This window comes from Desulfosporosinus sp. Sb-LF (assembly GCF_004766055.1).
GTDB lineage: Bacteria > Bacillota > Desulfitobacteriia > Desulfitobacteriales > Desulfitobacteriaceae > Desulfosporosinus.
The window spans coordinates 238,870-260,932 of sequence record NZ_SPQR01000001.1; the positions used below are offsets into that span (position 1 = coordinate 238,870).

At 42.9% G+C, this 22,063-nt stretch carries 16 protein-coding genes and 2 pseudogenes; 16 read left to right on the forward strand and 2 right to left on the reverse strand.

The window, feature by feature from the left end; genetic code table 11:
* The first annotated feature begins 13 nt into the window (after nt 1-13).
* The 4 genes from E4K68_RS01250 to E4K68_RS01270 all read left to right on the forward strand — a co-directional run bounded on the left by E4K68_RS01250 (nt 14) and on the right by E4K68_RS01270 (nt 2,390).
* Entirely contained in the window at nt 14-166 is a 153-nt protein-coding gene (locus E4K68_RS01250; RefSeq protein WP_135376929.1) for a DUF1540 domain-containing protein, read from the forward strand.
* Nucleotides 167-837: 671 nt separating this feature from the next.
* Nucleotides 838-1,062, forward strand: a complete 225-nt coding sequence (locus tag E4K68_RS01260) for an SHOCT domain-containing protein (RefSeq protein WP_135376930.1) — start codon at nt 838-840, stop codon at nt 1,060-1,062.
* A gap of 71 nt (nt 1,063-1,133) precedes the next feature.
* On the forward strand, nt 1,134-1,427 hold the full coding sequence (locus E4K68_RS01265) for an SHOCT domain-containing protein (protein ID WP_135376931.1): 294 nt from the start codon (nt 1,134-1,136) through the stop codon (nt 1,425-1,427).
* A gap of 90 nt (nt 1,428-1,517) precedes the next feature.
* Nucleotides 1,518-2,390 (forward strand): AraC family transcriptional regulator, encoded by an 873-nt coding sequence (locus E4K68_RS01270; protein WP_135376932.1) that lies wholly within the window; start codon nt 1,518-1,520, stop codon nt 2,388-2,390.
* Nucleotides 2,391-2,724: 334 nt separating this feature from the next.
* Here E4K68_RS01270 and E4K68_RS21315 read toward each other — a convergent pair whose 3' ends face one another.
* Nucleotides 2,725-2,856, reverse strand: a complete 132-nt coding sequence (locus E4K68_RS21315; protein WP_282432947.1) for a hypothetical protein — start codon at nt 2,854-2,856, stop codon at nt 2,725-2,727.
* Between the two features lie 336 nt (nt 2,857-3,192).
* On the opposite strand from E4K68_RS21315, the gene E4K68_RS01275 reads away from it, so the two are divergent.
* The 4 genes and pseudogenes from E4K68_RS01275 to dmpI all read left to right on the forward strand — a co-directional run bounded on the left by E4K68_RS01275 (nt 3,193) and on the right by dmpI (nt 8,986).
* Nucleotides 3,193-3,438: an acyl carrier protein gene (locus E4K68_RS01275; protein WP_135376933.1), complete on the forward strand. Its 246-nt coding sequence runs from the start codon at nt 3,193-3,195 to the stop codon at nt 3,436-3,438.
* A 194-nt stretch (nt 3,439-3,632) separates the two neighbouring features.
* On the forward strand, nt 3,633-7,970 hold the full coding sequence (polC, locus tag E4K68_RS01280) for a DNA polymerase III subunit alpha (RefSeq protein ID WP_135376934.1): 4,338 nt from the start codon (nt 3,633-3,635) through the stop codon (nt 7,968-7,970).
* Between the two features lie 52 nt (nt 7,971-8,022).
* Nucleotides 8,023-8,643 (forward strand): annotated as a pseudogene (locus tag E4K68_RS01285) (DUF169 domain-containing protein).
* A 136-nt stretch (nt 8,644-8,779) separates the two neighbouring features.
* Complete coding sequence (gene dmpI, locus E4K68_RS01290; protein WP_135376935.1) at nt 8,780-8,986, forward strand: 4-oxalocrotonate tautomerase DmpI; 207 nt, start codon at nt 8,780-8,782, stop codon at nt 8,984-8,986.
* A gap of 250 nt (nt 8,987-9,236) precedes the next feature.
* Here dmpI and E4K68_RS01295 read toward each other — a convergent pair whose 3' ends face one another.
* A complete protein-coding gene (locus E4K68_RS01295; RefSeq protein WP_135376936.1) occupies nt 9,237-13,496 on the reverse strand; it encodes a cell wall-binding repeat-containing protein in 4,260 nt (1,419 codons plus the stop codon).
* A 256-nt stretch (nt 13,497-13,752) separates the two neighbouring features.
* Here E4K68_RS01295 and larC point away from each other — a divergent pair.
* The 8 genes and pseudogenes from larC to E4K68_RS01335 form a co-directional block, all read left to right on the forward strand.
* Nucleotides 13,753-13,861 (forward strand): annotated as a pseudogene (larC, locus tag E4K68_RS01300) (nickel insertion protein); the annotation flags it as partial.
* Between the two features lie 287 nt (nt 13,862-14,148).
* Entirely contained in the window at nt 14,149-14,493 is a 345-nt protein-coding gene (locus E4K68_RS01305) for a hypothetical protein (RefSeq protein ID WP_135376937.1), read from the forward strand.
* Nucleotides 14,494-14,892: 399 nt separating this feature from the next.
* Entirely contained in the window at nt 14,893-15,303 is a 411-nt protein-coding gene (locus E4K68_RS01310) for a HAMP domain-containing sensor histidine kinase (RefSeq protein ID WP_135376938.1), read from the forward strand.
* Nucleotides 15,304-15,326: 23 nt separating this feature from the next.
* Nucleotides 15,327-15,554 (forward strand): ATP-binding protein, encoded by a 228-nt coding sequence (locus tag E4K68_RS20910; protein WP_348982829.1) that lies wholly within the window; start codon nt 15,327-15,329, stop codon nt 15,552-15,554.
* Between the two features lie 279 nt (nt 15,555-15,833).
* Entirely contained in the window at nt 15,834-16,949 is a 1,116-nt protein-coding gene (locus tag E4K68_RS01320) for an aldo/keto reductase (RefSeq protein ID WP_135376940.1), read from the forward strand.
* 649 nt (nt 16,950-17,598) lie between these two features.
* The gene (locus E4K68_RS01325) at nt 17,599-18,018 is read left to right on the forward strand and encodes a hypothetical protein (RefSeq protein ID WP_243450207.1); all 420 of its coding nucleotides are present in this window, start codon (nt 17,599-17,601) and stop codon (nt 18,016-18,018) included.
* A gap of 548 nt (nt 18,019-18,566) precedes the next feature.
* Nucleotides 18,567-19,994 carry an SLC13 family permease gene (locus E4K68_RS01330; RefSeq protein WP_135376941.1) on the forward strand — a complete coding sequence of 476 codons (1,428 nt, stop codon included), beginning with the start codon at nt 18,567-18,569 and terminating at the stop codon, nt 19,992-19,994.
* 184 nt (nt 19,995-20,178) lie between these two features.
* The gene (locus E4K68_RS01335; protein ID WP_135376942.1) at nt 20,179-21,663 is read left to right on the forward strand and encodes an aryl-sulfate sulfotransferase; all 1,485 of its coding nucleotides are present in this window, start codon (nt 20,179-20,181) and stop codon (nt 21,661-21,663) included.
* Nucleotides 21,664-22,063: the final 400 nt, after the last annotated feature.

A 22,063-nucleotide genomic window follows, 5' to 3' on the forward strand; every position in this document is an offset into this window, starting at 1 on the left:
CCCCTTACCCCTTTTGCCTCAACCTAACAGGGGGATCAAATGTGTCGTAAACACATGCCATTATTATAGCTCAGGGGATCATCGCCATGCTGATAAAATAGAGGTTCAATCCCCAAATGCAAAAAGTACTGACATGACTGACTGTTCAACTTTTCTCCCCGAGTAATTAATGGAGGTTACTACCTAGAACGCAGAAGGTACAGCGTAGATCATCCGATGAGAAAAATGGCTACTCTTAGATTTAAGAGTAAGCCATTTTTCTATTTTTGTTGTCACTTGTTCGATTACGTTTGTTTGCATTCTCTTTATCCCTCTTCATAGGAAATTCACAAGTTTTTCATGAGAAGATCGTATCCTAGCGTTACACTAAGGACATGGAAGATCAGCTAGCAAAGAAGCAAGCTATAAAATGAAGAATTAAGGGGAGGAATATATAATGGGGAAATTCTATAAAAAAAATCACGGCGATCGTAGGAACCGCAACGTTAGCAATTGGGCTTATGGCTTTACCAGCTTTAGCAGGAACGACCCAGCAACAAGGAAATAGTTGGTTTGGCCAAATGCAAGCGTTTATGCAAAGTAGTTTTTCACCCCAACAACATCAAGCGCAATGAATTCAGATCCAGTTGTAAAGTCTCAAATTGGCCAAGATAATCTTGATAAAATGAACCAATTTATGAGTCAATTCGGAGGGAACATGATGACTGGCGGAGGGAACGCTCCCAGTTCGAGAGGTACTATGATGAATTGAAGTGGGATTGGGAACACAGGTAAAACATTTTGGGTTCGGTAACGGTAAAATAACTCGGAGAAACATCTAAAAAGGGGGAATCTAAAATGATGCTAGGTTTTATACTAATTGTCATTGTCGTTTATTATATGATTAATTCATCAAATTTGGGACAGTCGTGTTGTAGGAACAATCAAGCTCATGCGCATACTTCACTTAATATTTTGGATGAACGCTATGCACGTGGTGAGATTGATCGAGAAGAATATTTAGAACGCAAACAAGAACTCTCAGGGCAAAAACAGTCAATATCCCTCAAAAAGGGACAATAGAACTATTAGTATATTTGAATTGGGATCATGGGCAAGGAGTATGTCTGAATTAATTTGAAGGAGGAATTCATATGATGAGTGGTTGGGGTAACATGATGGGCGGATGGGGAAACGGTTATGGATACGGCGGATATGGAGGCGGTTATGGTTGGATGGGAATGATGGGGTTAATGATGCCAATTATCTTCGGGGTAGGGATTATTCTACTTGCTATCTATGTCTTTCGACGCAACAATTCGAGAGTTCAAACAGGAGAGTTTGGCAGACACAACAGTGGTTTAGACATCCTGCGTGAACGTTATGCGCGTGGCGAGATAGATTCCGCTGAATACCGAAGCCGAAAACAAGATTTAGAGGGTAAATAAGAAAGAATAGGACCTACATAATTGTGCACGAAATGTCGTATGAATGCATTCAACACCTGCTATTATATCGATATAGGAGGTGTCAGCTAAATGGATTTGCTTAAAAGCATGAATGAAACGTTAAGGTATATTGAAGAAAATCTTACCAATGATATTGATTTTAAAGAGGTTGCGCGGCTGGCTTTTTGCTCGGAATATCATTTCACAAGAATGTTTTCTTTCCTAGCAGGTGTGACGCTCTCTGAGTACATCCGCCGCAGACGCCTTACTCTTGCAGCATTCGAGCTTAAAGATAGTAACGTAAAAGTCATTGACATTGCAATGAAATACGGGTACAACTCATCAGATTCTTTTGCAAGGGCTTTTCAAAATTTGCATGGTGTAACACCGTCCGAAGCTAGAAATAATGGCCATTCACTTAAAGCCTACCCACCAATGACCTTCCAGTTATCCATTAAAGGAGGAATTGAAATGAACTATCGAATTGAAGAAAAAGAGGCATTTAATATTGTTGGCATTAAGAAAAGAGTTCCGATAATTTTCAACGGGGTTAATATGGAGATTGCCTCTATGTGGAAAAGTTTAGATGCTGAAATGATCAATAAGCTTAAAGAACTTTCTAATGTCGAGCCTAATGGGTTGCTTAGTGCATCTACAAACTTTTCTGAAGATAGGATGCAGGAAAAAGGGGAGCTTGATCACTATATTGGTGTAGCAACAACGAAGGAGTGTCCAGATAATTTAACACAGCTTAGTGTCCCTTCATCAACATGGGCAGTATTTGAAGCAATCGGACCATTTCCCGAGACGCTGCAAAATGTATGGGGACGCATTTATTCCGAATGGTTTCCATCCTCAAACTATGAACTAATACAAGGTCCAGAAATTCTCTGGAATGAGAATAAAGATGTAACCTCACCAACATTTAGAAGTAATATATGGATACCGATTTCGAAAAAGTAATATAGGGCGTGATATTATTAAGTATTCGAAGAGTTGTTTGACAGCTCTTTTTCATTGCGCGTAACGCATGGCGATTAGGAGTAATCTTAACAGATTAAGCAGAAGGCAACGTTCGGAATAGCTATCTTAAAGGACTATAAAGTCACCCTTACAGACATAAGACAGCGCTTTGCCATAGTTAAATTCTACCGATAAGAATACCCCTAAAGTGGACAAAGAATATCGAACTAACATATACGCAAACCCTCTTCTTCAGAAGTGTCAGGGGAAAATGAATATGTATCTCCTTTGTCTAAGATAATTAAGAAACCGTCCTTTTCGGACGGCTTGACTCTTAACAATCTTCTTCGCATTCCTTTGTTTTGCTGATCCAAATTGCAGCTCCTGTAGCAACGGCAAGGATGAATAACGAAGGAGGGCTGAATAAACTATTAGGCTTTTTAGTTCTCATTTTTATACCAAACATTCATAAAACCTCCTTACAAAATTATATTGACAATTTAGGTTTTCTAATTTATGACCAAGCAATACCAGTTAAAAAATGTAAGCCGGGTTTTACAAAATTATGAAAGGAGAGCCATCCAATGCGAAGAAAAGACCAGTGAGCGCATCAAGGCTGCATGAATCACGAGGCAGTGCAATGATTCAACAGTTTTGTCATTGCCAATGCTATAGGAAAGAAGGTATATTTATCTAGTAAAACAAAGGCCGTATGCATCAATTGTAATATTTGCGCGATTATGTGTGATTCAGATCAGCCAACACGATGTTACATAAGCGTTGAGGAAGGTGTGTACTGAAAATGGAAGACAGAGTACTTTTCACTTTAAATCATATTTTACAAAATAAGAAGAGAAAAATAACCCTGGAGAGCCGTTTGCGGGAAGACTTATTTGTGGATTCGATAGATATGTCGATGATTATTGCGGACCTAGAGGATGAATTCGAGATAACCATGACTGATGACGATTTTGCAAATGTGGTTACCGTCAATGATATTGTAGAAAAACTGAGAGCTAGAGGTTTATCCGATTACCGATTGGGTTGAATTCTCAATACATTAATCAGTGGACGAGTGGTAGGGTTCTATTGAGTTGCCTGGACAAATTTACCTTTCCAGAGGACAGTCATTGATGGTAAGATTAGATAGACACGATTTAATGCCAAGTCGTGTCTATTTTTTACTATCGCCAGCCAAGTTTTCTTTAAACGGAAAAATTTTTAGGAGAGACTGACAAGTACATGAAACGAATAAGTGAAGTTTTTAGTGATCATGAAGCAGCGGGGAGCCTCCATACTGCTATTATACAAGCAGTGGTCTTAACTAAAAGTACGAAAACCCTCGAGATGAAAATCAGCTCTGATCAATATATTGAAACAAGGGACATCGAATCCCTGAATCAGTTTATCAGAGAACGATTATCCTTAAACAATTCAATCATCACGGTCGTTTACACCGAGGGAACCCATAGAAAACCCTTAGAAGAGGAACTCCAAACGATGTTGTCATCGTTGACGGAAAAACATCCGATCTTAAGGGGAGCTCTCAGAACGTGTGACTATGAAATAGTTCAAAATCATTCGGTCAAATTTACCTTCAAAACGGCAGTTTCCTACTTATTGAAAGCGAGGGGTTTCGATAAAAAAATCCAAGAGGCTATTAGAAACTTCTACGACGCAACCTATCAGATCGATTTTGTCGATAATGTAAGCAGTGAAGACTTAGAAAGACAGCAAGAAGATACACAAGAAATGGAAAATATGCTTCTTCAAAGGGAAGTGGCACCAACACCAGCCTCTGAATTGCCTAGGGAGGCTAAGCCAATAAAGCCTGAGAACAACGGAGAAACCGACAGAAAAAAAGGCGATCCTTCCTTGATCTTAGGCAGAAATGCGACGATCAAGGACAAGATCATAAAAATTACGGACATAACACCGGATGAGGGTAAGATTGCTATACAGGGCGAACTATCCAATATCGAAGCCAGGGAATTAAGAAGCGGTAAAACCTTAATTTCCTTTGATTTATACGACGGCTCAAGTTCCATGACCTGTAAGGCGTTCATCAAGGCTGGTGAAGATGGTGAGATAGTATCCAGGCTTAAAAAAGCTAAGGGTGTCAAGCTTGCGGGAAATGCAGGCGTTAGCCAGTTTTCTGGAGAAATTGAGCTTATTGCCAATACCATCGTGGAAACAGCAGGCGTGAAAAAGGTTCAGCGGCTGGATAGGGCAGAGGAGAAACGGGTCGAGCTGCACCTGCATACCCAAATGAGCCAGATGGATGCCATGACTAGTGCTACTGATCTGATTAAACGAGCCATGAGCTGGGGTATGAAATCCATTGCCATTACAGATCATGGCGTGGTTCAGTCGTTTCCCGAGGCCCACAAGCTCTTAGGACGAGATAATCCGGACATGAAGGTTATCTATGGAGTCGAGGCCTATTTGGCACCGGATAAAAAGCCTTCCGTAACCAACACCAAGGGTCAGAGTATGGATACAACCTATTGTGTCTTGGACTTGGAAACAACAGGCTTCTCACCTGTCACCGAAAAAATCACGGAAATAGGAGTAATGAAACTCAAGGATGGAAAGGTCATCGATGAGTTCAGCTGCTTTGTTAATCCCCAAAAGCCGATCCCAGCAAGGGTCATAGAGGTTACCAACATCACCGATGATATGGTCAAGGATGCCGAAACCATTGATCAGGTCTTTCCTAAACTGCTGGAATTTATCGAGGGAAGCGTTTTGGTAGCCCATAATGCTGAATTTGATATCGGTTTCTTAAAGCACAATGCCAAAGTCCTACGCTATGACTTTGATTACACCTATTTGGATACTTTGTCCTTGGCAAAGGAGCTCTTTCCGGAATACAAAACGTATAAATTGGGAAGAATCGCGAAGAACCTGGGCTTTAAAGTAGAGGTAGCACACAGGGCCTTAGATGATGTGGATACCACGGTGAAAGTTTTTAAGGTGATGCTTGAAAAACTAAAGCAACGGGGAGCAGAAACCCTTGAGGACATCGATTACTATGGCTCTGATGAGGAGGCGAAGAAAGCTGAGTATAAGAAGCTTAAAACCTATCATGCCATCATCTTAGCCAAGGACTATGTCGGATTAAAGAATTTATATAAGCTGGTTTCCTATTCTCACTTGGATTACTTCTACAAAAAACCACGGATCTTAAAGAGCCTTTTTAAAAAATACTCGGAAGGATTAATCCTCGGCAGTGCCTGTAGTGAAGGCGAGCTTTACCAGGCCATTTTGCTTGGAAAATCTAATCAGGAAATTGAAGCCATTGCTGAGGCCTACGACTATTTAGAAATCCAGCCTCTCGGGAACAATGATTATTTAGTCAGAACCGAGCAGGTGCCCGACAAAGACTATTTAATGACAATAAACCGCAAAATTGTGGCTCTGGGTGAAAAATTAAACAAGCCCGTCGTCGCGACGGGTGATGTTCACTTTATGGATCCAGAAGATGAGATCTACAGGCGAATACTCGAAGCGGGTCAAGGCTTTAAGGATGCCGATCATCAGGCCCCCTTATATTTAAAAACCACCGAAGAGATGCTTGAGGAATTTTCCTATTTAGGAGCGGCAAAGGCTTATGAGGTGGTCGTCACCAACACCAATCGCATCGCCGATCTGTGCCAACCGATCAGTCCTATTTCAGCGGAGAAGTGCGCGCCTCATATTGAAGGCTGCGAGCAGACGATTAAGGATATTACCTATGAGAAGGCCCATGCCCTCTATGGAGACTCTTTGCCGGACATCCTTCAGCAAAGGCTCGATAAAGAACTGGATTCCATCATTAAAAACGGCTTCTCTGTCATGTACATCATCGCGCAAAAGCTAGTCTGGAAATCGAATGAGGATGGCTATCTGGTCGGCTCTCGAGGATCAGTCGGTTCTTCGGTGGTTGCCTATTTGACGGGTATCACGGAAGTCAATGCTCTGCAGGCCCATTACCGGTGTCCCAGTTGCCAGTATTCGGACTTCTCCGATTATGGTATTAAAATCGGCTTTGACTTGCCTGATAAGGATTGTCCGGTTTGCGGAGCAAAGCTGGCGAAAGATGGCATCGATATCCCCTTTGAGACCTTTTTAGGTTTCAATGGTGACAAAGAGCCCGATATTGACCTGAACTTCTCAGGAGAATATCAGGCCAAGGCCCATAAATATACAGAAGTTATCTTTGGCAAGGGTACAACCTTTAAGGCCGGAACCATCGGTACGATCGCCGAAAAAACTGCCTTCGGCTACGTGAAAAAGTATTATGAGGAAAAAAACCGCATAGTAAATAAGGCAGAAACTCTAAGAGTCTCCAAAGGCTGTACCGGTATCAAAAGAACCTCAGGGCAGCACCCGGGAGGAATCATCGTCGTGCCGAAGGGACGAGAGATCTTCGAATTTTGCCCCGTCCAGCATCCTGCCGATGACTCCAATTCGGAGATCATAACTACTCATTTTGATTATCACTCTATTGATTCCAACCTCTTAAAGCTGGATATACTGGGTCATGATGACCCGACCGTCATACGAATGCTTCAGGATATCACCGGCGTAGACCCTCAAGCGATACCCATGGATGATCAGGAGACGATGTCCATATTCTGCTCCACGGAAGCCTTACAGGTAACCCCAGAGCAGATCAATTCCAAGGTCGGAACCTTTGGAATTCCTGAGTTTGGTACGAAGTTCGTCAGAGGAATGCTTTTAGATACAAGGCCTAAAGCCTTCGCGGATTTAATCTGTATATCGGGGCTTTCCCATGGTACGGATGTGTGGCTGGGAAATGCCAAGGACTTGATTGATTCGGGAACCGTGACATTAAGTGAAGCGGTGTGTACCCGGGATGATATTATGACGTATTTGATTAGTAAGGGTCTGCCGCCCAATACGGCGTTTAAGATCATGGAGCTGGTTCGTAAAGGAAAGGCCTTATCGAACCCTGAAAAATGGGCCGAATATGAAGCGTTGATGAGGGAGCATAAGGTACCGGAATGGTATATCGATTCCTGCCGAAAAATAAAATACATGTTCCCTAAAGCCCACGCTGCAGCCTATGTTATGATGGCCTTCCGAATAGCCTGGTTTAAGGTGCACATACCCCAGGCTTATTACGCCGCTTACTTCACCATTCGAGCCAAGGCTTTTGACGCTGAATTTATGATTTTCGGCAAAGAAAAAGTTAAGGCCAAGATGAAGGAAATTGAGGCGCTGGGCAATCAAGCTACTCCTAAGGATAAGGATATGTACGATGATTTGGAATTGGTGTTGGAGATGTATGAAAGGGGCTTTAAATTCCTGCCCATTGATTTATACAAATCCCATGCCTCAAAATTCCTGCTCGAGGAGGAAGGCTTAAGACCGCCCATCAACAGCATATCCGGCATGGGAACCGTTGCAGCCGAGGGTCTCTATAACGCAGCCAAAGAAAAGCCCTTCAACTCCGTAGACGATGTCAAGAAACGGGCTAAGATCGGGAATGCCACCATTGATTCACTTCGGAAATTTGGCTGTTTTAAAGGAATTCCGGAAAGTGATCAGATGAGTCTTTTTGATGTCGTTTAATAACCTTTGGGGACTGGTTAATAATTGGAAATAAGTAATGAGGAGTGTTAGCATGGAAAGTAAGACTGCGAATTCCATAAAACTTAAAACCCAACCCGTTGCTGTATTTCGTACTGAAGTCAAACCTGAAGGGGCCTTACAGTTTAAGGAAGGGAAATGGGGCTGCGCGATTTCAATTAGGCTTTATTGAATATTTTTTGTCGACTGGTGGTGTAGGTGGTAAAGAAGGAGAATTTTATAAGAAAAGTCCTGAGCTAGCAGCAAAATTTGCTGATGGGTTACCTGATGTTGCTACAAAAACTTATATTGTTTTTAAACCCTTAACAGAATTGGCTGAGGATGAAACGCCGGAAATTATCATCTTTTTAGTCAATGCAGATCAAATATCCGCACTAGTGCAGTTCGCCAATTATGATAAGTCAACCCAAGACAATGTTAAAATAGAGTTTGGTGCTGGCTGTCATCAATCCGTACTTTATGCTCTAGAACAAGTAGATGTAGATAATTCAAAGTGCGTTGTAGGGTTAACTGACCCCTCGGCACGTAATTTCTTGACAAAGACATCCTTTCCTTCAGTATCCCTTATAAACGTTTTTTAGAATTGGAAGAACAAGTGGATGAGAGCTTTTTGACCAAAGAAACGTGGTTATCAATTACGTCACGGATTAACTAGCATCGCTTGTAATTAGTTCTATTTTTCGTCTAAAGTTGGATTCAAACATCTCATGAAGAACTCTTTCAGAGACTAGTAATTAAAATTTCGGGATATTATATGGGACGAATGGTCGGACCAATGAGGAGGGTTAACAATGCCGTTTATCAAACTTGAAGCTGGGAAAATGGACAAAGAGACAAAAGAAAAACTAATTAGTGGTTTAACTACAGTAGCGAGTGAAACTCTTGGTATCCCGAAAGAAGCGTTTACGGTATTACTCAAAGAAAACGAGATGGATAACTGGGGTGTTGGAGGTAAAGTGCTTACCAAAGTAATGGCAGAAAGAGCAAATAAACAATAGCGTTTAAAACAAGTTCAGAAGGCTTTCTGGTGCACCACTTGCTCCTGTGCAACCAATCATAAACCCACCGGTCCTTACGATTGTAAGTGGCCGGTGGGTTTATTAATACAAGTATTTTGGGAAAATAAACAGATTAAATGGGTAAAAGTTGATGAACCCTTTAAAGGATCGACTGAAGAAAGCTGATCACAACTGGCGAAGGCCCTGCGCATCACTGGATTGATTTTCTCCATATGAGCTTTAGCTGTGATTAACGCACAGTGAACGTCATCTCAGAAATTTGGCGGTCATCCGGAATAAAGTTATAGCCACCGATCGTTGCTTCAATTCCAAGCCGATACGTGTGACCTGTAGCCAGTTTTGAACTGGGAATGGTTAAACTACTCCTGCCTATCTCAGAATCTGAGAAGCCATCACCGGTCTGATTGATGGTTAAATCTTTAAGCAGGTAACGATAGGATACAAGCAACATTTTGTAGCGGTCTTTCCAATCAGAGCTATCCCAGGTTATGGTCAGATCTTGCTTGGGCACCGTTGCTTCGTTGGCAGGTGAAGTAATGGTCGGCGGCTTTAACGTATGAATCATAATCAGAACTCCGGACGAAGGGTAAAAACCTGCTTGGATATACCACTCTTTGTAGCCAGGCGCCAAACGATCGGTTCCAGTCGTTCCTGCCACCGAAATGCGACAATCGTTTCCTTCAGTAAAAATTGACCCTGGCAAAGTGTAAGTGTTGACGTCGCCAACATAAGCCCAAAAGACCACCCCGCGTTTGGAATCACTCACTCTGACAAGATAATTCGGAGTTGAAAGTCCAGACCATTTCAGGGTTAAATCTTTCTTAGGATATACGCAGTCGTCCCAGAGTTTATCCAAGGAACCCCCATTTTCATAGGGCCCTTTTAGACTGGGGTCGGGATTGGACGCCCCTAAAATTTGCGGTTCGGTCACTATTGGACTGTTAGCAGGGGGCGTTAGAGGATTAAGCGCAGCCGACGCAGGCGAAGCATTAGGTATATGCATCGCTGGATGGTTTGGATCAAAAGTATCGGCTATCGACTCCATCGTTTTATCCGACACGACACCCGTTCCCCCTAAGACCATCGTTTCTCTAATTTGCCCGATCTTTGATTTCAAGAAGTTTTGAGCGACCGTCGGTAGCTCTTTGCTCACCAGGACAATCGGACTATTGGTTCGGGCCGCCAACACGGAACCTGCTAAAGCATCAGGAAAGTTCTCTCCTGTGGCCACAAACACGGTGTTCAGATCGGCGTTCATGCCCTCGGCAATGGCAATAGCCGAATCATATTTGTCCATACCTGAGAAACGCTTCATACCGGGTAGTTGGTTGGCAACCTCCGCACTAATAACGGCCGTTCCACCAACAACCGTCGCCTCCGACACTTGCAACTCTTGGATAGCGTCCTGAGTGTAACTGGGCAGACTGTACGTTTTAGTCAAGAGAATGGGAATCTGCTGATAAGCCGCTAACGAGGACACCGCTAAAGCGTCTGGGAAATTTCCGCCATAGGCTATCACGGCTTTGCCGGGAGCAGCTAGATTTTGTTCTTTAAGATAGTGGGCAATTTTTGCCGCTGTTTCATATTGATCATATCCGCCAATCCTGATTACATTTTGATACTCTGCTTTTAACGTCTGTTCGATTTGCGTTGAGACAACCGCCTTGCCTCCCAGGATGAAGACCGTCTTAGGATTTAAGCGTTGAAGTTCCTTGGCCGTTGCTGCTGTTAATTGGTTGGAGTCTGTCAGAAGAATCGGGGCCTTCACCGCTGAGGCTAATACCGTTCCCGGCAGTGCATCGGCATAGGATTTCTCATTGACTAAAATTGCTGCTTCTGTGCCATACGCCCAGCCAGTCTGGGCAATCTCCACAGCGGTATCCGGCGCAGCCTGACCGGCTTTACGGAAGTACTCCGGAGTTGGCAGGGTTGATATAGCCTCTGGCATGGAAACGTGTTCGGTGAGGCCCAGTCCTAATTGTCCAGAGTCATTATAGCCCCAGGACATGGTGCTGAATGCGGCACAGAGCGCATGATATCCACCGGCAGATATACTTTGGTCCACTGAAGGTATGAGGGGAATGTTTTCGATCGGTTTAGGCGTCGACTCAAATTTTGCAGTGCTGCCATCACCCAATTGATTAAAATCATTGCGTCCCCAGGCCACTGTAACGCCTTGATTCGTCGCGGCCATACTGAACTGGTTTCCAGCGGAAATAGACGTAATACCGGATAATCCCTGGACTAAAGCAGGTGCAGTACAGTTTTCGTCAGCACTTCCTGTACCCAAGATACTTTGAGTATTGTCGCCCCAGGCCCATACCCCTCCGTCACTCTTGAGCGCTAAACAGTGAGTCCATCCGGCAGAAATAGAGGTAATATCAGATAGACCTTGAACGAGAACTGGTGTTGACTCGTTCTTGGTGGTGCCATCACCCAGTTGACCGTCCTGATTATTACCCCAGGCCCAAACCTTGCCGTCGGCTGTGATTGCCAGGCTGGTGTCTCCTCCAGCAGCTATTTTGGTCACCTGTCTTAAACCTTTAACTTGTACTGGGGTAGAGCGATCCTGCTGAGAGCCATCCCCTAATTGTCCGGAGTTGTTATCTCCCCAGGCCCACACGGTACCATCGCTTTGGACAGCTAAACTATGCCTCGTTCCTGCTGCCACACCGACGATGTCGCTGAGCCCATTCACGGTAACCGCCGTATTGCGGTTCGTAGACGACCCATCCCCAAGTTGACCGTGGTCATTATTACCCCAGGTTTCTACACTTTTGTCCTGTAATAACGCCAGACTGTGAGTCCCTCCTGCAGCCACCGAAGAGACCTGGGTTTTCAACCCCTGAACACGGACCGGGGTCGATCTCTGAATATTGGTTCCGTCCCCTAATTGTCCGTAGGTATTGCTTCCCCAAGCCATGACGTATTCTCCAGCAGACAAGCTATGCGAGTCCCCGGCGCTAACGCCCCCTTGAAACGTCTTGAAAGGAAGTGACACCGTAAAATCGTAGGAATAGTCCTGCAAGGTTAAGCCCTCGAGATCCACAATGTTGGTAAGGCGCAACGTATAATGTTGACTCAGGGACAAGGGAGCCACGGTCTCGATCAGCATCCTTCCTAAGTCAGAGCCTTCTTGGGTTAAATTTAGGGCGACTTCTTGGCCCTGATCATCTTTAAGGGTGACGTTCCCCTGAGTGCTAAATGACGATTGGAGCATCGGTTTTGTAAAACGAAGCGTGATCGCATACGGCTCGCTGTAGAGTGTCCTTACCAAGGATACATTACCCACCGTCGGTCCCATGGGAGTTTTATCCGCGAAATTTTGACTAGGCACGTAATGATTGACCTTAGTGCCATCGCCTAGTTCACCATTCATGTTATTTCCCCAAGTCCAGACTGTGCCGTCCGTTTTGAGAGCGAGATCGTACCAACCCAAACAGGCAACGACACTAAACGTTCCACTGAGACCCCGCACTTGGACAGGTTGAGGAGTGACTGTATTCATCGACCCATACCCCGGCAGCGCATTACCCCAAGTCCAGACTGTCTGATCCTGGAGTACCGCCATAAAATTGTTTTGTCCGGCGGCGGCTGACACAACGTGGCTAAGCCCTGGAACTTGAACTAGAGTGTTTTGAATATCATTATTTACTGCACCATTGACACTGAGGCCCAATTGCCAGAGTGAACCATCCTGCTTGATCACCGTTAAAGAATATCCCCCAGGAATAAGGGTTTTGATATTGGTTAGCCCCGTATTTATAGGCAACTGTTGGTCTTGTCGTAAGCCGTCTCCCAGTTGACCTTGATCATTTAAGCCCCAAGCCCAAACCGTGCCATCGGCTTTGATCGCATAACTGGAATGGTAATTAGCGGCAAGGCTGACAACACCACTCAGCTCAGAAATTTGAACCGGAGTTTTTCTGTCGTTGGTCGTCCCATCGCCTAAGGCTCCGTTCTGATTCGACCCCCAAGCCCACACGGTCCCGTCGTTTTTGAGCGCCAAACAATAACTATACCCTGTCGCGATAGCAGAAATTCCGCTGAGACTAGGAACCTGCGCTGGCAGATTCCTTTTACTCGTCATGCCATCCCCGAGTTCACCCGATTGATTCGATCCCCAGCTCCAGACAGTCCCATCCTTTTTAAGGGCAAGGGCGACATCACCGCCAGCACTAATCGCCACAACCTCGGTCAAATTTTTGGTTTGAACAGGAACTAACGCCGAGTTGGAGTCGGGGTCATTATTTCCTAAAGGACCTGTTCCCCAACCCCAAACAGTACCGTCGCTTTTCATAGCTAAGGCATAAGCTTCGTTAGCGCTAATGGCGGTAATCTGGGCACCTGAAGCTGAGGCCGTTTTGGGAAGAACCAAGATGCTGGGTATACAAAGAGAGCAGATCAGGGCAACGATGGTTAAGACTGCTGTGAAACGGGCTTGATTTCTTCCATATCTAGAATTCGTGTCTTGACGATTATGGTTCAATTTTCCTTCCTCCTACAATCCATGTGGCACCCAAACATAAATAAAGGATGTACAATTTACATTTTAAGGGCTACCAAAGGTTTAATATACAAGAAGATTAAGGAAACAAGGCTTTTTAAGAACAGAGTGCTTCGCGTAAACGCAAAGCACCCTGTTCTTACTTCCTCCTCGTTATGAATCATTATTGCAAATCATACGAGTTAATTCGTTTTTTTGTTTACTTTCCCTTGTGGTTTTTAATGGAAATAGTTGTTAGGCTGAAATTCACGTCAAGCCGCTTTATGAAGTACATTTCTATGAGGTTGGCGCAGTTGACTCTATTATAGATATTGTTTGGAGCGGCTGTGTGCCTAGATCATTTGAAATTTAAAAAGTATTCCCGTGCAAAAAGGAGGTTTGATGTTAATGAGTATTTTTACAGAGCTAATAATCAGAGGTGTCCTAGTTATACTCTAATAACTATTCCTTTAATTTTAGGAACAACTTTAGTAACGAGTGTCGCATTAGTAATTAACATTTGGTATTGTCTTTAGAAGAATGGAATAATATTTTAGTAAGTAGTCCGTTTTGGCCGGTACTGATGTGTTAATATTGATAGTAATGTTAAGGTACAAATAACAGAAGATAACAAGGTAGTTGGAGGTGTATAGGAATGAATTTTGGTGAGATTTTTAAGGATATTTCTGCGGGACTTTTGGTTACAGATGCAGATTTCAATGTGATCTGGGCCAATAAATTCGAGGAAGAGTTCTATGGGAAACCGGTTGTGGGTTTGTGGGCTTTAGACTGTCACAAGGAACAAAATCGCCAAAAGATTGCGGACTTTATAGCACGGTTTAAAACCGGGGAATTAAAATCCTTTACCAAAATAGCCTTTGGGATGGTTATTACCTATAGTAGCTATTTCGAGGATGGGGAGTTTGCCGGAATGATTCGAACAAGAATTAATTTGCCCGAAGGGGCTGATGCAAAGGAGACAGCCCATTATCCAACGTAAAAACTAGAAATAGTATTCTATTACAATATTACGGAAAATCACATTAATTTTCACATTGAAAATCGCACCCATATTAGCATTAACAATAAATTTATTAGTCGAGTAAAAATCAATGTGATTCTGCCTGTGATTCCCGGCGGAAATACAAGGGGTTGAGCCCTGAAACCTTAGAAAATAACGCAATAGGGACTAATGTGAATTTGTCACGATTAGCCCCTATTTTCTTTGTTATCGCTGCCTTTGTTTCGCGGGATACTCAAGGTTTTCTTCATTAGAAGAGGCGATCTATTGGGCCATTAAAGATCCTTGGTATTACCAGGAACTGATGGCTCGATTTTCAGTTCGAGAACATCGATTTCTTGGATAAACCTTTGGTCAGATTGGAGAAGGAATTTCCGCTTGACTTATACACCTCGACAGGTTATAACTGCAGAACTCGTTCAGGTCAACTTGGAACTAGTGCAAGGAAACCCTGAAGAAACAGTGGCGAGCCAGTCCAAATGGTTGGACTATAGTTTGCAAGAGACGAATCGCATGACTAAATTGGTGGACGATCTCCTTTTTCTAGCTCGGGCGGACTCCCAACAACAAACGTTAGAGAAGAAATACTTCCCCCTTGATGCAGCACTCCGTGCGGTCATCGAATCCTACAAACTCCTGGCAGAGTCCCACGGAATTCTCCTGGAATCTACTATGGACTCTGAAGTCACTTATTGGGGGGATGAATTCAGGATTAAACAACTCGTGATTATCCTCTTAGATAATGCGATTAAATACACGTCCTCTGGGGGGGAGCTACCCTTTCCCTAAAAGACTGGGATACTTTTATAGAAATTTCAGTATCCGATCATGGAGAGGGTATCGAACCAGAACATTTGTCTAAGATTTTTGAACGGTTTTACCGTGTTGGTAAAGCCCGTTCTAACCAGAAAGAGGGTACGGGGTTAGGCTTAGCGATCGCGGACTGGATTATTCAAAGCCACGACGGTCAAGTTAAGGTCTCTAGCTCCCCAGGGGAAGGAACAATGTTTGTCATTCGTTTGCCTCATCAAGGTCGTTAAGCTACCAGATTTCATTGTACCATAATTTGGATATACATAGAATCCTGTTATTGTTATAGCCGAGAACGAACCATTCGACTGTTTGAGATGTTACCAGGGGTCATCAAGAGCATGGAAAATGGATAGAGTTCTTAAACGAATAAAAGAGAAGGGGAATGCAATCTTGTACACTAAAAAGTATTGAGATTTACAGTTCGAATTTGTAAAACTGTATTGACTTGGAGACAACTCTAAGTGATAAACTATAGGTGAAGAATTGGATAAGCGGGAGGAGAATTTATGTTTCAGAAGAAATTGGGTTTTGGATGTATGAGACTACCCCTTACAAATCCGGAGGATCAGACGAGCGTTGATTTGTCCCAGGTATGCCGGATGGTCGATACCTTTTTAGAGAGAGGATTCACGTATTTTGATACAGCCTATATGTATCATAATTATGTCAGTGAAGTGATGGTCAAGGAAGCCTTGGTGAAACGTCATCCCAGAGAAAGCTATACGATCGCAACCAAGTTGCCGACCATGATGTTAAAAACCAAAGAGGATATGGAGCGCATTTTCAAGGAACAGTTAGAAAAATGTGGCGTGGAGTATTTTGATTATTATATGCTGCATTGTTTGAATGCAGCGAACTATGCCATTGCCCAAAAACTTGATAGCTTTGCCTTCATTCAGGAGAAGAAGGCAAAGGGCAAAATCCACAAGATCGGTTTTTCCTACCATGATAATGCAGAGCTTTTAGAAGAAATTCTTACCGCTCATCCCGAGGTGGAATTTGTACAGCTCCAGCTGAATTATCTGGATTGGGATAATGCCAACATTCAATCCCGTTTGTGTTATGAGGTGTGTGTCAAGCATGGTAAGTCGGTGATCGCGATGGAACCCATCAAAGGGGGTACGCTTGCGGCAGTCCCTGCGGAGGCTGAAAAGATGTTTAAGGACTATGCCCCTGATTTGTCCGCAGCTTCCTGGGCAATCCGGTTTGCAGCAAGTCAGCCCAATGTCACGATGGTACTTTCTGGTATGTCAAACGATGAGCAGTTAATGGATAACATAAGTTATATGCAGGATTTTAACCCGCTGAATCAGGAAGAGTTGACGATCATAAACAAAGCGGTGGATATCATTAATTCCAGCATTGCCGTGCCTTGTACGGGATGTCAGTATTGTGTCGAAGGCTGTCCTCAAAATATTCCAATTCCAAAATATTTTGCTTTATATAACTCCTATGTACAGTTTGGAAGGGCATCCAACTCAACCTTTTATTATGCGAATTATGTAGAACAAAACGGTCGCGCATCGGATTGTATCGCTTGCCGCCAGTGCGAGAGTCACTGTCCACAGCATCTGGACATCGTAGACAGCTTAAAAGAGGTTGCCCAAACCTTTGATCAATAAAAAGTGCCCTTCATGGCACTCGGGTGAAGGAAGTAATAGAGGATCGGCTTAATAAGAGGAAATTTTAAATGAATGCTCAAGAAACCAACCGGATGGGATAAACCCATACGAAAAGGATTTGTGGCAAAGATATAAATATCCACGTGGAAGGGAGCGGGTAAGCTCATTGAGCCATCACTTCCGGGTCGGATGATAAATGTTGATGATAGCATTAAAAGACTTATTATGAGTACTAAGATTCTTTTACTCTTTTTCAATGTTTCACTCCTCATAATATATTCGATCTTTTTTACAAGACTTATGTTTTATTCGTTTATCTATACACCATTGAAGTGTGGGGATTTTTGTCCTTAATCACTTTTTCGCCAAGTTTCGCCGTATATGTTGACTTAATTGTGGATTGCAGGCAGAATTAGGGTGGCTGGTGTTCCTGTCCCTGAGCGTGAAGAAGCCATCATTACCAACTTTATTCAGTAATGAACGCTGTTTTCTCTTCCCAACGACCTACACTATCCCAAAACAATTCACTAGTGGCATGCTAGCGACAATTCTAGGAGAGCCTCTCGCCTTTTCACAAGGCGAAGGGCTCTTTTGGCATTTTCGATGTATCCAATGAACAAAGTATGTTTTCCAGAAGTTTACTAATGAAATGGTCATCAAAATTAACATTATAGTCTTAGGATTAGGAATGGGCTTAGTGATGCCAACGCTGACAATTGCAGTCCAGAGTGTCTTTCCTCCCTCTGAGAGAGGGGTTGTTACCGCTGCAACTCAATTCTTTCGTAGTATTGGAAGCACCCTTGGAATGACGATTCTCGGAGTGGTTATGAATCAATACTCTGCAAGTTCTTTAAGAGGAAACTATCTACCAGCGGTTCAAGCGATTCCTGGTATCCAAGCAAGCCCTTTGGCGGGTATGCTTGCGAAGGCTGAAACTGATCCACAAGGGTTATTTAATATGCTGCTTAGTCCTGATGCTCTAAAAAGCATTCCTCAACCCCTACAACAAATCATGATGCCTCCGTTGAAAAAAATTCAAAAACAAGGGTCAAACTGGAACCTGACTTGAATCGTGCTTAAATAGGCGTACTCTGGATTTAGTTAAATAAGCACAAAAGGTCATTGCATCGAAGGCAATGACCTTTTGTGCTGCGCACGACACCATATCATAGGCGGCACGCCGATGAGAACCATGCACTTATAGTACTAAAACTAAAAAGTGCCCAAAAGAATCGAGGCTTGCCTCGGTTTTTCTATTCTTTAAAACCTGTGCTACAAACGAGTTTTACGGAATTTTAACCCATTATGTAACTAAACCTTTAAAGGAAGGTAGAATACGAGCACAAGGTCTAAGAAAAAAAGCAAAAATTAAAAATCTAAATAGTAGTTATTGTAGTCTTTTATACAATTTCTTGGTATTAAATATGTTAATATCACAATTGTGAAAGATATTTTATTCCTAAAGCAGATGAATTATTCTTTTAAGCTGCTTTTATATGAATGGAGTGATAAATCGAAAACAGTCTCTTTTCTCTTAATTTATTATTGCCTTGGAAACAGGATTTACGGGGAGGAAATCCCTTGTCCCCAAATTTTTAATTTCGGGAGGTTAAATACGTGGCTGTACAAGAAATTGATAACAAGCCCATTACTAACCAACAGGTTAAAGAGACAATTAAGTTAAGTTTAATACTAAAATGGTCCTCAACCCTAATTATTCCGATCCTATTATATTTTCTTACACCTTCTTTAAGTTATAGTATTCGAATTTTCCTGGCAACTACCTTATGGGCTATTCTAACGTGGGCCTTTGAACTTGTTCCTCCGGTGATAGTGGCCATTGTCCTTCCAGTCCTTTATATCTTATCGGGAATTACGCTTCCCGCTGCAGCCTTTTCTGGTTTTGCATCAACCACAATTTGGGTTACTCTTGGTGGCTTGATTATGGCAACAGCGGTGATCCAAACCGGATTAGCCAAGCGAATAGCGTATCGCTCACTGGCCTTAACCGGAACGAATCTAATTGGAATTATCATTGGTCTTGTCATTGCTGGTTTTATCTTAACTCCGTTGATTCCTGTCATTAACGCCAAAGTTGCTCTTCTTGCTGCTGCAGTTGTCGGCATACTTCAAGCCTTAGAGATTAAACCCGGCTCTAAAGCCGGAACAGCTATATCTATGGCAAGTTTTTTGGCGGTATCCGCTCCTACGATTGGTCTCCTAACGGGTGGTGGAGATATTACCTTGGCGGGAAGTCTGATCTCGAAAGGAATAGGAGTAACCATTTCTTGGGGACAATGGGCAAGTAATATGTTGATTCCTGCACTAATATGGTCAATTATTTCGGTATTTACCGTCTTGATCATTCGTCCTGAAAAACTAACCGTCGATAAAAATCTTTTAGTTGCTCGCTATCGTGAGTTAGGTCCTATGTCGAAAAAAGAAAAACTTTTGGTAGTTTACCTTCTCGTTGTCCTGGTTTTATTAGCAACTGATAAGTTCCATAAAATTGATTCGGCCTGGATTTTAACCATTGCTTCCGCGCTCCTCTTTTTCCCAGGGCTCAATATCCTTAAAAAGGAGGATATCAGCAAAGTTAACTTTGTCCTGCTTTTCTTCATTGCAGGCACCATGATCATTGGAACTGTGGCCAGCAGTACCGGAACGACAGGGCTCATCATTAAATCAATTACACCTCTCTTCGCAGGGAAGTCCTCCGTATTCGTTATTGTCGCAACTTATATCTTTGCAATTGTTGCTCATATGATGACAACGACGATAGCAGCTGTAAGCGCTTTCGTGCCTCCTATCGTAGAACTCTATAAACACCTTGGTCTTAACCCCTTAGTCGGTGGCTATACAATGGTTTTGGGTATCAATCCATTTTTATTCCCTTATCAGCTCGCACCTTTTATGATTATTTACGCCTATGGTTATATCAATTTTAAAGATGCCTTTAAAATCAATCTCTTTCGCTATTTAGTAGGAATAGTTTTCATGGTGGTTATTGTAATTCCCTTTTGGAAGCTTATCGGTTTATTATAATAGAGTTTTTCAAAAACCCTATAAAGCTACTAAAAGGGATAACAATATAACTATTTGAGATCATTTACACAATTAGGCGGGACCTGTTGGTAATATTCTGAAAAGAACAGGAATCCAAAGCATCTGATAACATTGTTAGTTGGGAGATTTTAACTCGTTAAATTAATTGAAGGAGTGTTGTTTTATGGGTCAACCTTTTATTCATCCTACCGGTGTTACAGTTTATAATCCAGAGAAATGTTTTAACGGTTATACTGTTTTGAATGCACCAGGTTTAGGCTGCGTCATTATTGACATGAATGGAAATGTTGTTCGTACGTTTAAAGACCTAATGGGTTTCCCGAATAAATTGCTTCCTGGTGGTTATGTCATGGGGAGTCGTGGCAGAAGAAACGGCAAATTCGGCTATCAAGACCAAATCGACCTAATTCAAGTCGATTGGGAAGGTAAAGTGGTTTGGGAATTTAATAAAAAAGAACATATTGAAGATGAAGGCGAAGAGCCGCGTTGGATGGCTCGTCAGCACCATGACTATCAAAGAGAAGGCAACACTGTAGGTTACTATGTACCTGGAATGGAGTGTAAGACCGATGGTGGTAACACTTTAATCCTTTGCCATGAGAACTGTTATAGCAAACGAATCTCCGACAAACAACTTTTAGATGATGTTATCATCGAAGTGGACTGGGAAGGAAATATTGTTTGGGAATGGCATGCTGTCGACCATTTTAATGAATATGGCTTCAGCGCTGTCGCTAAATTAGCCCTCTATAAAAATCCGAACATGCATGAAGCAGGTGGCGGAATGGGCGACTGGATGCACATTAACTCCATGAGCGTTCTCGGTCCGAACAAATGGTACAATAAAGGTGACGAACGCTTCCATCCAGATAATATTATTTGGGATGCTCGCGAATCTAATATTATTGCGATCATTTCTAAAGTAACAGGTAAAGTCGTTTGGAAAATGGGGCCTGATTTTGACGATGACCCGAAGCTTCGGAAAATCGGACAAATTATTGGACAACATCATGTTCATATGATTCCTCAAGGACTTCCCGGAGCAGGAAACATCCTTATCTTTGATAATGGTGGTTGGTCTGGTTATGGCGCACCCAGCAATATTTCTAAAGATGGGACAAAAGTCAACATTGCTGACCGTTCCCGTGTTCTTGAATTAAACCCTGTCACTATGAACGTGGTTTGGCAGATTACAGCAAGTGAACTCATGGGTTACGGTTCACCAGTCATTAACGATTATCGTTTCTATAGTCCACTAACCAGTGCTGCTCAACGTCTCCCTAATGGAAATACCTTTATTACTGAAGGGGTAGGCGGTCGTTTCTTCGAGGTGACTCGGATGAAAGATGTCGTGTGGGAATTCGTTTCGCCCTTTACGGAAAATCCTGCAGTGATTTACTATCGGGCTTATCGTTACCCTTACAGCTATATACCACAACTTCCTGAACCCAAAGAAACGGCTATCCCGATGCTTGATATTCGTAAATTCCGTGTTCCCGGAGCAGCCGATTGCGAAGTTAAAGATGTTGTCGGTGTAGAAGGCACTATTGGATATCCCAAGGTTCATCAAGCCTGCGTTGCCGCAGGGGATCAGGACCTCTCCTTAAAAGATGACGATGAGGATGATGACGGTTTTACTAAATTTTAATTTATGAGATAACGAGTAAAGGAATGGTATTCTTTTCTGACTGTACCGATTGTGTTTAATGAGTGATTTTGGGCTAAACTTAAACGAAATGCTTTTTCTAATATATTAGCTTTGTCGACCTTCCTGACATGGTTCTTACTCTGTATGACTGTTGTCTCATCAACTTTAAGCATACAGGATTAGCCTCTTTGGGTGGTCAACTTTTTTTTGATATATCAGAAATTATAAGTTTTTGGGGGTTCCCCTTTTACTTGTCATCCTGAGCGAAGCGAAGGATCTGGATCCTTCACTCGTCCCTTCTTCAGGATGACACGGTGATTGGGTAAAGCATTTGCCATCCGTGGCCATCGCTTGGCGTCAGCCAAGTTTCTTTATACGAGTCCTTCCAGTTTTTCTCTTA

Excerpts from the sequence above, each read along its gene's own strand:
- E4K68_RS01260 (WP_135376930.1), top strand. The coding sequence starts at position 838 with ATGATGCTAGGTTTTATACTAATTGTCATTGTCGTTTATTATATGATT.
- E4K68_RS01265 (WP_135376931.1), top strand. The coding sequence starts at position 1,134 with ATGATGAGTGGTTGGGGTAACATGATGGGCGGATGGGGAAACGGTTAT.
- E4K68_RS01270 (WP_135376932.1), top strand. The coding sequence starts at position 1,518 with ATGGATTTGCTTAAAAGCATGAATGAAACGTTAAGGTATATTGAAGAA.
- E4K68_RS21315 (WP_282432947.1), bottom strand. The coding sequence starts at position 2,856 with ATGTTTGGTATAAAAATGAGAACTAAAAAGCCTAATAGTTTATTCAGC.
- E4K68_RS01275 (WP_135376933.1), top strand. The coding sequence starts at position 3,193 with ATGGAAGACAGAGTACTTTTCACTTTAAATCATATTTTACAAAATAAG.
- polC (WP_135376934.1), top strand. The coding sequence starts at position 3,633 with ATGAAACGAATAAGTGAAGTTTTTAGTGATCATGAAGCAGCGGGGAGC.
- dmpI (WP_135376935.1), top strand. The coding sequence starts at position 8,780 with ATGCCGTTTATCAAACTTGAAGCTGGGAAAATGGACAAAGAGACAAAA.
- E4K68_RS01305 (WP_135376937.1), top strand. The coding sequence starts at position 14,149 with ATGAATTTTGGTGAGATTTTTAAGGATATTTCTGCGGGACTTTTGGTT.
- E4K68_RS01320 (WP_135376940.1), top strand. The coding sequence starts at position 15,834 with ATGTTTCAGAAGAAATTGGGTTTTGGATGTATGAGACTACCCCTTACA.
- E4K68_RS01325 (WP_243450207.1), top strand. The coding sequence starts at position 17,599 with ATGGTCATCAAAATTAACATTATAGTCTTAGGATTAGGAATGGGCTTA.
- E4K68_RS01335 (WP_135376942.1), top strand. The coding sequence starts at position 20,179 with ATGGGTCAACCTTTTATTCATCCTACCGGTGTTACAGTTTATAATCCA.